The 13,837-nt window shown below is 57.6% G+C and carries 16 protein-coding genes and 1 pseudogene; 7 read left to right on the top strand and 10 right to left on the bottom strand.

Annotation, left to right across the window (positions count from 1 at the left end):
• Window positions 1-208: 208 nt before the first annotated feature.
• Window positions 209-376: a hypothetical protein gene (locus BLV09_RS37260; RefSeq protein ID WP_167558736.1), complete on the bottom strand. Its 168-nt coding sequence runs from the start codon at window positions 374-376 to the stop codon at window positions 209-211.
• A gap of 672 nt (window positions 377-1,048) precedes the next feature.
• On the opposite strand from BLV09_RS37260, the gene BLV09_RS15280 reads away from it, so the two are divergent.
• On the top strand, window positions 1,049-1,267 hold the full coding sequence (locus BLV09_RS15280; RefSeq protein WP_146687909.1) for a DUF3551 domain-containing protein: 219 nt from the start codon (window positions 1,049-1,051) through the stop codon (window positions 1,265-1,267).
• Window positions 1,268-1,858: 591 nt separating this feature from the next.
• On the opposite strand, the gene BLV09_RS15275 is transcribed toward BLV09_RS15280, so the two are convergent.
• From BLV09_RS15275 to BLV09_RS15235, 8 genes and pseudogenes are all read right to left on the bottom strand, one after another.
• The gene (locus tag BLV09_RS15275; protein WP_146687908.1) at window positions 1,859-2,986 is read right to left on the bottom strand and encodes an acyltransferase family protein; all 1,128 of its coding nucleotides are present in this window, start codon (window positions 2,984-2,986) and stop codon (window positions 1,859-1,861) included.
• A 1,139-nt stretch (window positions 2,987-4,125) separates the two neighbouring features.
• On the bottom strand, window positions 4,126-4,758 hold the full coding sequence (locus BLV09_RS15270) for an HAD-IA family hydrolase (RefSeq protein WP_146687907.1): 633 nt from the start codon (window positions 4,756-4,758) through the stop codon (window positions 4,126-4,128).
• 64 nt (window positions 4,759-4,822) lie between these two features.
• Window positions 4,823-6,475, bottom strand: a complete 1,653-nt coding sequence (locus BLV09_RS15265; protein ID WP_146687906.1) for a recombinase family protein — start codon at window positions 6,473-6,475, stop codon at window positions 4,823-4,825.
• Between the two features lie 207 nt (window positions 6,476-6,682).
• Window positions 6,683-7,345, bottom strand: a complete 663-nt coding sequence (locus tag BLV09_RS15260; RefSeq protein ID WP_167558735.1) for a class I SAM-dependent methyltransferase — start codon at window positions 7,343-7,345, stop codon at window positions 6,683-6,685.
• A gap of 136 nt (window positions 7,346-7,481) precedes the next feature.
• Window positions 7,482-7,715: a hypothetical protein gene (locus BLV09_RS15255; RefSeq protein WP_146687904.1), complete on the bottom strand. Its 234-nt coding sequence runs from the start codon at window positions 7,713-7,715 to the stop codon at window positions 7,482-7,484.
• Window positions 7,716-8,269: 554 nt separating this feature from the next.
• A pseudogene (locus BLV09_RS15245) lies at window positions 8,270-8,930 on the bottom strand (SOS response-associated peptidase).
• 11 nt (window positions 8,931-8,941) lie between these two features.
• Window positions 8,942-9,478, bottom strand: a complete 537-nt coding sequence (locus BLV09_RS15240; RefSeq protein ID WP_349536787.1) for a thermonuclease family protein — start codon at window positions 9,476-9,478, stop codon at window positions 8,942-8,944.
• 56 nt (window positions 9,479-9,534) lie between these two features.
• On the bottom strand, window positions 9,535-10,041 hold the full coding sequence (locus tag BLV09_RS15235) for a hypothetical protein (protein WP_244549098.1): 507 nt from the start codon (window positions 10,039-10,041) through the stop codon (window positions 9,535-9,537).
• Window positions 10,042-10,071: 30 nt separating this feature from the next.
• Here BLV09_RS15235 and BLV09_RS15230 point away from each other — a divergent pair, with 30 nt between their 5' ends.
• The 6 genes from BLV09_RS15230 (at window position 10,072) to BLV09_RS15210 (ending at window position 12,473) form a co-directional block, all read left to right on the top strand.
• Window positions 10,072-10,284, top strand: a complete 213-nt coding sequence (locus BLV09_RS15230; protein ID WP_146687902.1) for a hypothetical protein — start codon at window positions 10,072-10,074, stop codon at window positions 10,282-10,284.
• A gap of 14 nt (window positions 10,285-10,298) precedes the next feature.
• Window positions 10,299-10,442, top strand: a complete 144-nt coding sequence (locus tag BLV09_RS37255) for a hypothetical protein (RefSeq protein WP_167558734.1) — start codon at window positions 10,299-10,301, stop codon at window positions 10,440-10,442.
• Window positions 10,443-10,560: 118 nt separating this feature from the next.
• Window positions 10,561-10,809, top strand: a complete 249-nt coding sequence (locus BLV09_RS15225) for a hypothetical protein (RefSeq protein WP_146687901.1) — start codon at window positions 10,561-10,563, stop codon at window positions 10,807-10,809.
• 62 nt (window positions 10,810-10,871) lie between these two features.
• Window positions 10,872-11,381 (top strand): hypothetical protein, encoded by a 510-nt coding sequence (locus BLV09_RS15220; protein WP_146687900.1) that lies wholly within the window; start codon window positions 10,872-10,874, stop codon window positions 11,379-11,381.
• 22 nt (window positions 11,382-11,403) lie between these two features.
• The gene (locus BLV09_RS38075; RefSeq protein WP_244549097.1) at window positions 11,404-11,727 is read left to right on the top strand and encodes a hypothetical protein; all 324 of its coding nucleotides are present in this window, start codon (window positions 11,404-11,406) and stop codon (window positions 11,725-11,727) included.
• 494 nt (window positions 11,728-12,221) lie between these two features.
• On the top strand, window positions 12,222-12,473 hold the full coding sequence (locus tag BLV09_RS15210; protein ID WP_146687899.1) for a hypothetical protein: 252 nt from the start codon (window positions 12,222-12,224) through the stop codon (window positions 12,471-12,473).
• Window positions 12,474-13,393: 920 nt separating this feature from the next.
• On the opposite strand, the gene BLV09_RS15200 is transcribed toward BLV09_RS15210, so the two are convergent.
• A complete protein-coding gene (locus tag BLV09_RS15200) occupies window positions 13,394-13,726 on the bottom strand; it encodes a hypothetical protein (protein WP_146687897.1) in 333 nt (110 codons plus the stop codon).
• Between the last annotated feature and the right edge of the window lie 111 nt (window positions 13,727-13,837).

Raw genomic sequence — 13,837 nt, 5'->3', positions numbered from 1 at the left:
GTGCTGCTGCACTGCGTTCCCCTGAGTCAAATTGACTCACCCAGGCCGCTTTGCGACCAGATTGCAAAACAAAGCCGCCAAGCGGAATATAATCGCCTGACGGCTTTGCCACGCTGGTCCCAGACGAACGGCAATGTCCGGCGATATGATCGTAGGTTGTCCGCACCTCGGCGCAACGAAACTCGCGGCTTAACCTAACCAATCAAGGTTACTCATCGCGCTTGAGCTTCCGCTTTCCCCAGTGATGGTCCTGGCGATTCGGATTGAACACGCGTTCGACGTGACGATTTAGAGCGCTCATGATGCCGATCCGCGCGAACATGGTGGGGGCGCCAAGATCCGCGACGAGCATGAGCGCCTCGATCGAGCTTGCCATTCCAATTTCGTAGGATCGATGCGCACGACGCTCAACTCTGGCTTGAACAAGTCGGATGAATCATCGGTGTTCACTAGCCGGCTTCTTGAGATCGTTCTCCAGCGACGCCATGACATCGAACTCGGCTGCGGGCGATTGGCGGCCGAAAGGTGATCTGTGGGACAGCCCGCGATAGGCACCTTAGAAAACCGATCGAGGGAGAGCATCAGGTCAATCTGGTGTGCCGCTCGGGTAAATTACCGATGGGGAAATGAGAACATTCATGCGATAGGATCATCGAATTCGCGCGCCCATCCCCGGTGGTGCTCAATGGCCAAGAATCATGACGCCTAGGGCAAAGGATAACGCCACAAAAAAGGGAGAGAGACATGTTGCGAACAGCACTTGCGATGTCGGTTGCAGGCTTGGTTCTCGCGGCCGTGCATGGATCTGTCCAAGCTGCACCGATCCCCCCGCTGGCGGCGGGGATCACTGCCAATGTCAGCGATGTAACGGATGTTTCGTGGCGTCGGTGTTGGCGAGACCGCTGGGGGCGCCGACATTGCCGCAGGTGTTGGCGAGATCGCTGGGGACGCGTGCGCTGTAGGTGATTTTCAACACTGTCGCGGCGGCGAGATTCGCAAACCACGAGTATCACTTGGCCGCAAAGCCGTTCGAAGAGGAGGCTAATAAATGCAACGTTTTGTTCAAGTCTTCATGATCCTGGCTTCGTTCGTAGCCCTGGTATCCACCGCTCAGCCGGCGGCTGCGGGAAAGTACTGTCTGCAGGGAAGCCAATGGGGTTTTCCCGGCAACTGCCAGTTCCACTCGCGCCGGCAGTGTATGGCGACTGCGTCAGGGACTAATTCCACCTGCGGCATCAACCCGAGATATGCCCACGCTCGGAAGTGACGCAGGGAACAACGCCCGCCGCGGCTTTGGGATCGGCACGGATTGATCTTTCTTGACGCTGCTGATCTTAAATCCTCGCGGCGGCCGAGGTGGCGTCGCGGCATCGCTCAAATTGCACCAAGGGCAGGGAGCACCGGCGCCGCCGCAGTTGCAGGTGTGAGTTCCTTCCCACGCCGACCCGGATGGTTCTCACAGACCCAGCCACAGTCCTGGCAAAGGGCGCATTTCATCAGGCGAATAGTCCTGCGGGACGCGCGTTAATATTTCAGAACTCTACGTCGACGTCAGGATGGGTGGAGAGGTTACGCCGTCCGGTGTGAGGTCGAACAGCCCCTCCTTGATGGTGGTTCGAACCGTGCCCCCACCAAGCCCCCGGTTTATCCGTCACAGGCACGGCAATCGCAGCCCCTGAGAGCAAAGAGAAAAATGAGCAACGGAATGACTTTCATTTTTCCCTCGGGTTTTTTAGCGGCGGGGGTGACGACGGGCATCCGGTCATCAAAGCGCACGCGTGGCGGCCGCGCAACTCACCCCACCGGTTGGGGCGGCGAGGGCAACGGAGAGCGCGCCGACGGTCAACGGTGCCGCCGGTTATCCCTGATCGGTGGCGCTCCTCGGGGGCATTTGCTCCGATGGTTCGGCGCGATACCTTGTGGCCGCTTGTTTTAGGAATCTGGCCAGCGACTTGTGCTTCATCTCGGTTTGAGACGCGATGACTGCGGCGATCCCATTGGAAAGCAAAATCGAGCAAATGAATTTCATCGTGCCATCGCCGGGCGAAAGCACGTGGATCGCCCAAAAGATGGTGTAGTGGATCAAATAAAGAGTGAAGGAGTAGCCGGCAAAGAATGTGATGATAGAAACCACGCGAGCGGAGGTGATAAAATGTTTCGCTTGGGAGGCCATCACGACGGCAAAAACAAAAATCAGCAAGACTGTATAGGTTCGAAAGTCATACTCTTTTTGAGGGGGCGTTAGTAACACGTAGCAGACGGCCGAAATGAAGGTCAGGCCAACCGCTGGAAGATATGGAATGATAGCTGTTCGCGCTGCGAAAAAGACGTAAGCTCCGCCAAGCCAGAGCATAAAAAGACCGCGCCCGACTCCATCATCCTGAACAGATCCAAGCAGGAAATGCGTAGAGGTCTGTCCAAAAAATAGCGCCACGGGGATAAGCCAGGGGATTAATCTAGGCTTGGCGCCCATGAAAAAAAGCGCTCCAACGAACATATAAATGTGCCATTCAACCACCAATGTCCAAAGTGGAGCTGCCGAACCGAAGACAGCGGAGTGCAGATTTGTAATCAAATTGATGCCCCGATAGCCTTCGAGCATCAGCAAATTATCTAAAAAGATTTTCCCGCTATACGATGGCACGCTCGCCGGATCGCCAGAAAAATAAATCACGGCACCGTCAAGAACAGCAACGAAGATGAGAGCCGGGACGAGGCCGGAATAAATTCTCGCAAACCGCTCAATGAAAAATTGCCAGAAGCCGTAGGCCGGATTCTTTGAGCGTTCGGTTAAGGTGTAGGCGATCAGGAAGCCTGAAAGTGCGAAGAACAGCAACACGCCGACGTTCTGCATGAGAGGCCCAGCCGGGCGCCATTCCGTGAAAAAATAGAGCGCATGCCCGACACAGACCATTTGCGCAGCTATCGCCCGCAATAGGTCCAGCGTGATCGACGTATCGTTTGTTGATTTATTCAGACTGAGCATTGAGGAGGGTATCTATCACGCACAACCCAGCGTCGAAACCCCCTTATGGCCCCCTCCGGGGTACCGAGCGTCGCGCCAGGCCTGGTGATCGGCCTCGGTTCTACCCAAATCTCTGGTTACTGCAGTCCAAAAGGGAATCGTTCATTATGCGTCGGGTAGTTTTCGGGTTAGCGCTAATTTCCCTCGTGGCGTGCGGCTGCGTTCACGCTGGTGAAGCGCAGGCGCCGAACACGGAAGCAGTTCGTTCGCAAAAGATACAGAATCTGCCGCCGCCCAACCAAATGCACCGTCCCCAAAAGACCAGACAGGTCTCAAGAGTGAAGCCCGACGGCCGGTCAGTACCGCAGTCATTACCACTCTCGGCGGCAGAGGCCTATGCGTCCGAACATTCCGCCAGCGCGCCTGTTTCATCAACGGCGGCACCGACGTCGCCCGCGACTAATTCATGGACCGGCTTCTACGTCGGCGCAGGCATTGGCGCGGCGCAGTAATGAAACTTAACAGGCGGCGAAGGGTGAACTTCTCACGGACCAGAATCATAACTCGCCACCCGTTCCTGATGGCGTGTTGGCACTGTTCCGGAACGGTTTCACTGGACCGGAAATGCGGCAGCCAGAAATGAGCAAGGTGGCGTGATCAGCGCCGCACTTGGCCGGTCACTCTTTTGGACCGGCTTGATCTGGACTGCTTGCTCGGCCGTCTTGGCGTGGCTGTCACGCCAGAGCTTGATCTGGTTACGCGTCGGATGAGCGAGCGGATCAGCGCCTCAGGCGTTTAGAAACTGGCTATTCCAAGCCGGGCGCGCCGTTTTTCCGAAAACCTGATCGTATCCCTGTCCGTGCCGGTTGTGGGCACCAACACATAGTCGAGCAGGGTTTTGCTGCGGTCCCGCAGCCGTATGGCGACTATCCATCCATCAGGCAGATGGCGGCGCTGGATCAACCAACACGGCGCATAATGCTCGAACTCTGGGTGTTCTAGTTGTGCAATTCGAAAGTAGATGTTCACCAACCCGTTCACACGAAGGCCATCACCCAAGTCGCTGAAGACAACGCGCCCACCGCCCCTCTCGATTTTTGCGGCAACTTGCGATTGACTGCATCCAACGCCCGGAGGAGGCGTAATAGCAAGAGCCTATGTTAGCGAAGCGACAAGCCTGTCACGACTTCAAGTTCGTGGATGGCTTGCGAGGCATTTAACACCTTGATGGTGGCCATACCGATGTCGCGCGCTGGCTTCAGGTTTACGCCTAGATCGTCGAGATAGACGCAGTTCTTGGGATCAACGTTCAGCGCTGCTGTCATCATCTGATAGATACGAGGGTCCGGCTTCCGCAGGCCAATTTTCGCGGACTCGATGACATGATCGAACAGCGCCATCACATCGGCGATGTAAAGCGACCGGCCGCCCAGGCTGCCGATGCTGTTGGCCGGAAGATTGTTGGTGATGCAGCCGGTCTTGAACGTAGCTTTCACGCGCCGCAGAGCCTTGACCATCTCGGGTCGCAGGTCTCCGACCAGCAAGGGCAACACGTCCCTGCCGCGCACCTCCGCGCCGAGCGCCAGCGACTCCGCCGCGAACAGCTGATCGAAGGCCTCGAGATCGACCTCGGCACGCTCGAATTTTGCCCAGGCATTTTCCCAATGATTGTTCGCGTTGGTGCGCCGGATGATGTCGGGGGGCAGGCCGCGTTCGGTCTCGAACCGCGAGAAAGCCTCAAACGGCGATGTTGTAAGCACGCCGCCAAAATCCCAGATGACTGCCTCGATCATTGTTCCCACTGAGAAACGTTTCTGCTTCCATTGGCTAACATGATGGAGCGATCGCGACTAGCACTTACGGCAAGCTAGCGCTCTTTCGCGTGGACCGCCTTGATCTTGGTTGTATGTTCAACCGCATTGCATTGGCCGGAACTGCGCCGCTTTTATCCAGGCAGGTGATGATTGCCCGAACCAGTGCCTCTATCGTGTCGAAGCGACGTACCCTGTGACGACTTCGAGCTGTCTCCGTAAATTTTATCGTCCGATCTACAAGCGAGTTGCTCGGCACTAGCAAGTAATCGAGAACGGCTTTATTAGCTTCAGCCAGCCGGATAGCGGCAATCCATCCAGCAGCCAGATGTTTGCGGCGTTGGATAGTCCAGCGCGGTGAATGGCTTGTCAGCCTTCCGGGTGTGCATCTGGCGACCCGAAAGGCGACGCCCACTTTACCGCTCACCAGTAGACCGTCCGCGGGTTCGTTGATCTCCGCATGGCCTCCGGCGTTCTCAATTGCTGCGGTAAGCGAAGTCGAAATCTTAGCCATCGCTCCAGCCCAATATTGACTCGAGTCAATCCAGTCGCAATCGCGCTTAGTCGTATATCCGATCAACTTATACGCATTTCTCATAGTTCCGAAATGCGCCATATATGTCGCTGACGAAGGAAGCCCAACCGTATCGTTGATTATTGAGGTGCTGAGCCGACCTCTTCGTTTTAGTGTATTGCGTAACCGATCCAACATCTCATCTTCGGTTAAATCGACGCGCCGCTCTCGGATGATCTTCTGAGCGCTTAAGAAAAGGCGTTTTTCGACGGTTGGTTCGACTACGCCGAGCGTCCTGATCCACATGTGAGCCGGATTACTTACCGCCCTCTGCCCCAAATAGCGTGACATGCGGTTATAAACGAGGTTTCCAATATAGCTCTCGTTCCTCAGAAGCCGGCTGACCATGCCGCAGTTCCAAGGCCCCTGGCGCTCGCTTGGTATGGCCTTTTGATTAAGTTGACGTGCGATCTCCGCTGCTGATTTGTGTTCATCAATGTACTGGTGAAAAACCCAGTTTACGGTGGCTATTTCATCTGCCGAGCCCCGGCGCAACTTGACTCGATCGGAGTTCAGGTACTTTCGCTCACCCTTTCTCAGAAGACCTTTCGGTCGCATGTTCTCGTCCACTAATTCCCGGCGGAGCGCGTACCCGGCAGGACCGCCTTGTTTGAAGCCGAGACCAGCTAGCCGACGCTGGCCCGCGCGAACCTTTGCCGATAGCTCGCGACTATATTCAGCGGCCATTACTCTCTTCAGGTTTTTTACGATGCTCGACAACATACTGCCGTCGTTGTCGAATTGCTCAGCGCAGTAAGCGACCCTAAGTCCGGCCCGTTTGCAGACAAACTCGTAGTGGGCGCTCTCATCAACATCCTGAAATCGACCCCACCGGCTGACATCATAGACTAGGATCCAATTGAAATCGGCGCATCCGAAGCGGACATCGGTGATTAGTTGAGTCAGGCCGGCTCTATTCTTGATCCGAAGTCCGCTCTCTCCTTCGTCGGAATAGGTACGAACGATTGTCATGTTGTGCGCATGCGCGTACGCTGCGATGACTGCAGCTTGATTCTGAATTGAGTACCGTTGCCTGTCTGTTGACACGCGGACATACTGCGCAGCGCGAAGCGCTTTTTGATGGAGCGGCAGTTTGGCTTTATGAACGACGAGCGCATTGGGCATCGATCAATTCCCAGCGGTCGCAGCGGATTGAGATCAAACTCCCAAGACCTCCCCATAGCAAGGGATTGTTCCGTCGCATTATCCCGCGATCGACGGCAGCCTCAAATTCGTCAGCATTTCAAGCGGACCGGCACCAAGGGTGTGCTTACAATGTGGCGCTAGACCTCACAGAGTCTTGGCCGATGCCCCTGCGGAAATCACCTTCGTTCAAAGGGCGTTTGTACGCGTCGGACACTGCGCTACGTAGCAACGTTGATTGACAAATTTTTCAGGCAGCATTTCCAAGACCTTGTTCCTCAATGGTAATCTAGAAGCTGCCGCCGCAATTGTCGCGACCGCCCCGGCGTTCCGATTAGCATTGAGGTTTCGCCATTTTATGAGCGATAGCCCATGCCGGGCAAACGTCTGTTCTATGCCGGCGTGGGTAAAATATGTTCGGTGCTCGTTCGTGCCGATAATCGGGCCGGACAGGATAAAAATCTTGCCGGGATGTTCGCTCACCATTTTCCGATAAAACGCTTCCTGCTCGGCCGGTGACAGGTAGTAAAGGCACTCGATCGCGGCGATGACGTCATAGTCGGCAAAGCTGACATCAAGGAAGTCAGCTACTTGAAAAGACGCGTTCGGAATAAACCGGGAAGTCGCACGCGATATCGCGAGGGGGCTGATGTCGATCCCTTTGACGCTCCTCGCTTTGCGGAAGACAGTGGCCGTTAGGTGGCCTTCGCCGCAGCCCAGTTCTAGGGCGGATCGGCCCTCTACAAAGGGCCCAATAACTGTGGCAAGCGCTTTGTCCCGGCGCGTGGCCGTTTCAATACCCCAGGGGTCGGGGGCTTGATAGAAGCTGTCGAAATCACTGGAGCTGCGCAACTTCACAAATCCCAAAATCGCACAAAAGATCTGTCGACATGGCGACGGACAATTCCTTATGGGGTGGATACATCTAGAACTGAAAGAGGCCGTCAGGTGAGACGGCCTCCTCCCTCTAGTCCGCCGCGCGGGTTAGTTAGCGTGGATTTCTTGTGCCCACCGCACCTGTGGACGGATTCACGTTGCCGCTAGTGCCGTAATTATCTCGTGTGGTGCTGTTCGGATTGGTCTGCTGGTGCGGCGAAACATAGGTGCCGCCGGTCGTCGTGTAACCTTGAACCGGATGGCTGTTCGGATTTGATCCCGTCCCTTGAGCCGAAGCCCCCGCAGCAGCGAAGGCCAAAACTACAGCCAAAATCCACTTCGTCATTCCCATTCCCCCCTTGGTTTTGTTGTGCAATTCACACAACCATGGAGGGCGCAGTGTGTCCAATGAATACGCGCGATCAAAAAAGAACCCATGCTAGACCGCGCGTTTACGAAGTCGCGCGCGCTGAGCCACGACTGCGGGAGACCAACACATTGTTTCTCCGCCGGACCGGTTTGTCGGTCTTGACGCGCTTGTATGCCGGCGGCTATTTAAAGCTTGGGGCTGAAGAATGAAGAAGCTTATATTGTTAGTTGCGGTCGTTTCGGCGACCTCATTGGCCGGCTGCATGACGCGTGACCAGCAGATTGCCGCGGTAAACACGCGAGACGATCAGAAGTGTCTCGGCTTTGGCGCACGGCCCGGTACGGACGCCTATGTCAACTGCCGCGCCCAATTGGATAGCGCCCGTACGACGGCGGATGCGATCGAAGATGCGGCGCCGGCTCCAACTTACTCCCCAGTCCCGGCGTCGGATGCACCTAGGATCCAGCCCGTGGTAATTCCCGGTCCGCGCTGCACGTCGCGGGGCTGTTGAGCGCGCACCTTCCAGCTAATTAAGCGGCCGCCTGATCTTCCTTATCGGTGCAGCGCGCCACGATCTTCAATGCATTATCCGGCAGCGGTCGTTGCAACGTCCTCGCCTCATCCCACGGCGCCCGCATCCACACCTCCCATTCCTCATCGCTGGTCAGGATTACCGGCATCGCCTTGGGATGAATCGGCTCGACCACGGCGTTCGGCGCGGTCGTCAGGAAGCCGTAGACATTGTGCGGTCCCGGTCGGTTTTGATTTGGTGCCGCGTTCTCCCTTGAACTCGGTCCAGATACCGGCGAACGCGAACAGCGGCCGGTCGTCATCGAGCGCGAACCAAACCACGTCCTTTTTCTCGGTTTCAGGGTTTGGCTCTGGCGCGTATTCCGCGAAACTGTTGACGGGCACCAGGCAGCGGTTTTCCGGCTTCAGCCAGCCCCGCCAGTGCGGTGACGACGTGTTGCGGATATTGGTGACCGGATATCCGCCGGCGCGCGGAGGAGGCGGCATGCCCCAGCGCATCATGGTCAGCTCGCGCTCGGCACCGGCATTGCGCACGACGGGCGCCGGATAGTCCGGGAAGACGCCGGGCATCGGCGGCAAGTTACCGACGTACCTGTTCATGACTCGGAACAGCGCGATGATGGCCGCTTGGTTGGTGGTGATGCTGTAGAGATTACACATGCAAAGTCGTCCTAGGGAGGGGCATTCGCATCGTCGGAGCAATTAGCCGGAGTGCCGCTCGCCCTGATGCAGATCCGGTATAGCCACGGCTCGACGTAGCTGCCTTTCCATATCCCACGTCCGGCTTCCTCAGCATCATGCTGCGCGGCCTCGTATTTTCGTTTGGAATACTCCGGCCAGTCCAAGGCAAGACCGTTCCGCACGAGCCAATCCCCGATGTCGGCGCCGCCGACCGAGCACGTCGCCACGGTGCGGCCATATCGGTCCAGCGAGATCGGCAAGCAGCTCACGGGCCGCCGGGCAATGAACGCATCCAGATCGTTCGCCGCCTGGGCGCCGCACCTATACTGCTCACTGTCTTCGCCACGGCAAAGCTGGCTGCTCTCCGGTGCATCGACGCCCCAAAGCCGGATACGCGTTCCGTGGATTTCCAGCGTGTCGCCGTCGATGATGCTGGCTTGGCCGGTTAGATCATCGGCGAACACGATCGATATCGGCCCGAGCACTAGCGCCATCAGCGCGGCTCCAATCTTAAATACGTCATACATGTTGGCTCACCCCCGCGCTTTTCTCGGATCAAACGTCGGCCAGTTCTTCAACGGCTTCATCGGCGGTAAGTCCTTTGGCCGCTCGGGATAGTGAAATTCGGTTCCGCGCAACCATCGGCCCTCAAACCGGTCCCAAAATTGTATTGCGTCCAGCTGCCACGTGAACTCATAGACGCGCCACATGCTGCCGGCGTGGTCTTTTCGCCCGTCGCATCGAAAGGGATGGCGTTGAGCTTGCAGAGCGCTTCGATCTCATCCCAGTGCGCCCTAACGTAGCTGTCCTCCAGGGCAACATGATATGGGCGACTAGGTTTCCATCGATCACCACCACCCCGCTGACAGAAGTCGCGCCGCTGTATCAGGAATTCCGGCAGGCGGGCGATAGCCTTGGCGATCCGCCGCGCCTCATCCGAAGTCAGGTGGCCGTGTCCGAACGACAATTTCTGCAGGTCGTCGCGGAAGTACACCAAGGCCAGCCGAAAGCCGTTGGCATCCCGGACCTCATAGGCGGCGGAAACCGGCGTTTTGGGTCGCTTGACTCCATGAGAACAGAATGAGAACATCCTGATCGTCCAGTCAACTCGGAACCCCTCATGTCGGACAGCGCCGCGCCAAATCCACAGGCCGACGCCGACCGGCTCGAAGCGGCGGCGGACCAGGCCATTGCGGCATGCGGCGGCGACGTGCGCGATGCGCTCAAGGCGCTGATCGTCGCGAACGAGTATCTGGAGTCGGAGGTCTGCGAATTGATGCAGGCTGTTTCGCACGCCTACGCGCGAGGAAGATTCAAACCTTACAACGGTTGAAGGAAGGAGTTCACATGAGTACAGGCCAACAGCTCGGCATTGATATGGCCACCAATTTTATGCTGATGACGCTGTTCACTCTCATTGCTGATATGGGCGGAAAATCCGGACGGGTTTCGAACCGACATAAAAAAGGCGCTGTGCGATTTAACGGATGACTACAAATTGCCGGGAGTGGCACCTGAAATAGCGCAGGAGGCTCGCGATGCCGCAAAGCAGGTCATCGCTGGCGTGCTTCAAAATCCCAAACCGGTCACTCAGCAATAGGAAAGGACCATGACCGAAGTGACTTACTACGTTGCGCTACCATTCGTCGCCAGCGACGACGGCGTGGCTGCTGGCGAGCCCATTGAATGCTTCAATCCCACAGCCGCCGCGATGCGCGCCGAAGCGCTTTCCCGCAAGGAAGGTCACGTCGGCGCGGTCGCCTTTAGCCGCACGGGTGACCCGGCCACGGGCGATTTCAGCGATGCCAAGGTGATCAAGAAGTTCGGCGACGTGCCGGCTGATCTGAGCGCGTTGTGATGGAACGGGGCGGATGACCGATTCTGCGAGCCATCTAAGACAGACGTTCGACCTTGGGATGTTTGACCACCTGGAAGCATATTGGCCGCTTCCCTGACTGTTTGGCCGTGATGTCTTATCTTGGACCCATCGTTGTCGCGCTACTCGGCTGGATCGCGTTCAACGCGATAGGTAAGCCGCTGCTCAGGTTTTTCGACCTTAGGACAGAGGTCAGGCGCGCGATGGTTCTTTACGAGAGCGTTTGTGCGAGATGGGGGGAGGCAAATGTTTTGGCCTCCGCAGACAAAGATGCAACCCCGACTAATTTTGAACTTCTCCAGGAAGCGGAGCGTCAATACCGAGATCTGGCTGCCCAGGTTCGGGCGTTTGCTGACACGCAGTCGCCGACGTGCATCGTGCTTAGGTGGTGCGGTTTCGACATTCGCAAGGCCTCATCCGGGCTCCTCGGATTATCGAACGCGACCGCCGCGTATGGCAAAACCCGTTCGTTCCAGATGCAAGCCATCAATGAGGCACTTAAATTTTCCAATCGTCAGAGACACGATCTCGGCAGTTCCCTGCGCGAAAATTAGGAAAGTCCAGGATACCTGCGGCATGGCGGATCTCGGTCAATCTGACTTACCCGTTCTGTCGCATAATCGTAACGACTCTGACGCAACAGGAAGGAATATGGTGGTGAGTACCGAAGTGAAGGAGGTAGCAGTGGCAATGCAAGATGTTCGACGCTATCGGGCGATGGGCCAGCTTTGCCGCCAGCAAGCCGCCTTGCATCCGCAACATAGCTGGAAGTGGTTAGGCCAAGCTGCGCAGTGGGAGGATCTTGCCGAAGCGGAGATCGCCGCTCATTTTAGAGGATGTAATGGGGCCACTTCAGAGCACTCCGATCTGATGCAGACTATCGACGCGGCGGCTGCCTGATCCGGAAAATTTCACTTGGCGCTACCTGATCGATCGGGTGGTCCGCCGCACCCGCCGGCCTTAGGCGTGCCTGCCCAGATGATGCCTTCGCATTTCGAGCAGGCGAGCTAGGCAATACGAGCGGTAGACCGCACTGAGAACTGTCCACATGACCGAACCTCGTTGTTTGATCAGTGCGGTCATCCTTGACGGAGATCGTTACCGGATCACGTCGCGCCATCGGGGAAATGGTTTCACCTAGGAACAGATTTGTTTCGTCGCAACGACCGAATAGGAAACGACGCCCCCACCTAGCATCACTGGAGCCGTCGCGACACCTGTCGGCCGAGAGACGGGGATCCAACGCCGGGATCCGGCAGCCAGCCGTCGGCTGTCCTGGCGTCACCGCTCGGTCAAGGCGCCGGGCCGCCGTTGGTGCGGCCTTACGCACCTATCCGGCCAGGAACCTTACGCCGCCGCTTACATTGGGTTGGGTGGCCCGGGAGGATTCCGACATGGGTGAACTGCTTGATGCGTTGAACGCAGCAGACGCCGGCATTGCGCGTGGAGAACCGGCCGAGAAATCCGCGGCGGAGCGAGCTGCCGATGCCATTCAATCCGTTAGCCAACGCGCCGACAGCGCGATCGAGGCCGGCCGCAAGCCGGGCATGCCGCCAGACATGCTCAGTAGATTGGTGCGCCAGGCGCCATTGCAGTCTTTAGCAATCGCTTTCCTTGTCGGCGCGATCCTGTTCAGGCGGCGATAGGGTCGTCCGTCTATGACGGGGGAGGGCAATCTCTGCCGGTGGATCAGCCCGCCGGTTCACGCCGGCAGGGCTTGGCCAAATCTTAACTGGCCACGGCTACCGTTTCATAATCGCGGCTCTCCTGCCGCGGGTGTCGAGGGCTGCCGACTCAACACGGCGGTTTTCTTCGCTGAGCCAGGACGCAGGGTGATCGATGTCGCTATCTTCAGCAAAAAACTATGCACTCCGAGCCGCTCGATCCCAGGACGAGAAAGAAGCGATCGAGCTGTTGTCGAAAGCGATCTTGGAGCTTGCGGCCTCCATCGAAGACACCGATTCAAAAGTGAAGCGGCTTAATAAATCAAAGAATTAGAACCCGCTGGTTACGCTCGACCCGCTTTCATCGATTGCGCGCGAGTTTGCGCCATCCCCAATGACGGACCTTGCAGTCGGGATCGAACACCCGCTCGACGTGGCGGCCGCGGCGAGCGGTGAAATCCCGCGTGGTGGGGTCCGATGGCCGTCCGCAGTAAGCTGCTGGCCGCCGGGCTCAGCTACTTAATCTTAGCCAAGCACTCCTTCAGGCGCTCAAGCTCCGAACGGACTTGCGCTTCCATGGTGTTTTGCAATGCGAGCGTGCCCCTGCTGGACAATTCTGCGGAGGCCTTTCTGTCCAGATTCTGCTTCCAATCTCGGATTGCCTGCTTAGTGGCGCTTTGGGCCTCCGATGTAGCCTTAAGGTACTCCTTTATACAGGCGTCGGCCGTTGAGCACGTCTGACACTCTTGAGCGGCGGCAGCACTTGAAACAAGCAAGATAAGTGTCGCGGCAAGGACCCTCATTGCTTTTCTCCCGGTATTGCCCCCGGGCGGATGTTCCACTTGGTGGGGCTTGTTTGCAACGGCGGCCGCCGATTCGCGCGAATGAATCCGCCACCCGGCTCATCGCGTGTCGATACAATGCCACATGGCGTATTTCTTGGCAGTCCAGTCGCGCTCCCGGCGGTACTCTTCGAAATCGGCCTCGGTGCATTGTGGAAGGTATTCGCGCCAGGCCTGTTCGAACTCTGCCCGGGCTACTTCGAACGTCGCCGCGGTGCCGTCGCTTCGGTGGCCGGCATGCGATCGGGGATAAAAGCCGCAGTCCCAACTCCACTGATCGACGTCAACCGGGACGCCCGCGCGCCGTGCAATCGTGCCGAGGCGGACGTCGTCATAACAGACGAACCAGCAATCGGGTCGATCAGGTTCGCGGCGGCGAGTAAGGACGGTCATTCTGGGATCAAAGCGCAGGCCGAACCGGCGCGCAAATGCCCCCATGGGTTGGGCTCGGAACGTGCTCGGCCCGCTGTCGATTGTGTGGCTAGGCAGCAGATCGAGCTGCTG

It is taken from the genome of Bradyrhizobium canariense, from assembly GCF_900105125.1.
Lineage (GTDB): Bacteria > Pseudomonadota > Alphaproteobacteria > Rhizobiales > Xanthobacteraceae > Bradyrhizobium > Bradyrhizobium canariense_A.
This window is presented reverse-complemented; position numbering and strand designations above follow the sequence as displayed.

Excerpts from the sequence above, each read along its gene's own strand:
- BLV09_RS15270 (WP_146687907.1), bottom strand. The coding sequence starts at position 4,758 with ATGATCGAGGCAGTCATCTGGGATTTTGGCGGCGTGCTTACAACATCG.
- BLV09_RS15210 (WP_146687899.1), top strand. The coding sequence starts at position 12,222 with ATGGGTGAACTGCTTGATGCGTTGAACGCAGCAGACGCCGGCATTGCG.
- BLV09_RS15265 (WP_146687906.1), bottom strand. The coding sequence starts at position 6,475 with ATGCCCAATGCGCTCGTCGTTCATAAAGCCAAACTGCCGCTCCATCAA.
- BLV09_RS15235 (WP_244549098.1), bottom strand. The coding sequence starts at position 10,041 with ATGTTCTCATTCTGTTCTCATGGAGTCAAGCGACCCAAAACGCCGGTT.
- BLV09_RS15225 (WP_146687901.1), top strand. The coding sequence starts at position 10,561 with ATGACCGAAGTGACTTACTACGTTGCGCTACCATTCGTCGCCAGCGAC.
- BLV09_RS37255 (WP_167558734.1), top strand. The coding sequence starts at position 10,299 with ATGAGTACAGGCCAACAGCTCGGCATTGATATGGCCACCAATTTTATG.
- BLV09_RS15230 (WP_146687902.1), top strand. The coding sequence starts at position 10,072 with ATGTCGGACAGCGCCGCGCCAAATCCACAGGCCGACGCCGACCGGCTC.
- BLV09_RS15200 (WP_146687897.1), bottom strand. The coding sequence starts at position 13,726 with ATGACCGTCCTTACTCGCCGCCGCGAACCTGATCGACCCGATTGCTGG.
- BLV09_RS15280 (WP_146687909.1), top strand. The coding sequence starts at position 1,049 with ATGCAACGTTTTGTTCAAGTCTTCATGATCCTGGCTTCGTTCGTAGCC.
- BLV09_RS15240 (WP_349536787.1), bottom strand. The coding sequence starts at position 9,478 with ATGTATGACGTATTTAAGATTGGAGCCGCGCTGATGGCGCTAGTGCTC.
- BLV09_RS37260 (WP_167558736.1), bottom strand. The coding sequence starts at position 376 with ATGGCAAGCTCGATCGAGGCGCTCATGCTCGTCGCGGATCTTGGCGCC.
- BLV09_RS38075 (WP_244549097.1), top strand. The coding sequence starts at position 11,404 with ATGGCGGATCTCGGTCAATCTGACTTACCCGTTCTGTCGCATAATCGT.
- BLV09_RS15275 (WP_146687908.1), bottom strand. The coding sequence starts at position 2,986 with ATGCTCAGTCTGAATAAATCAACAAACGATACGTCGATCACGCTGGAC.
- BLV09_RS15255 (WP_146687904.1), bottom strand. The coding sequence starts at position 7,715 with ATGACGAAGTGGATTTTGGCTGTAGTTTTGGCCTTCGCTGCTGCGGGG.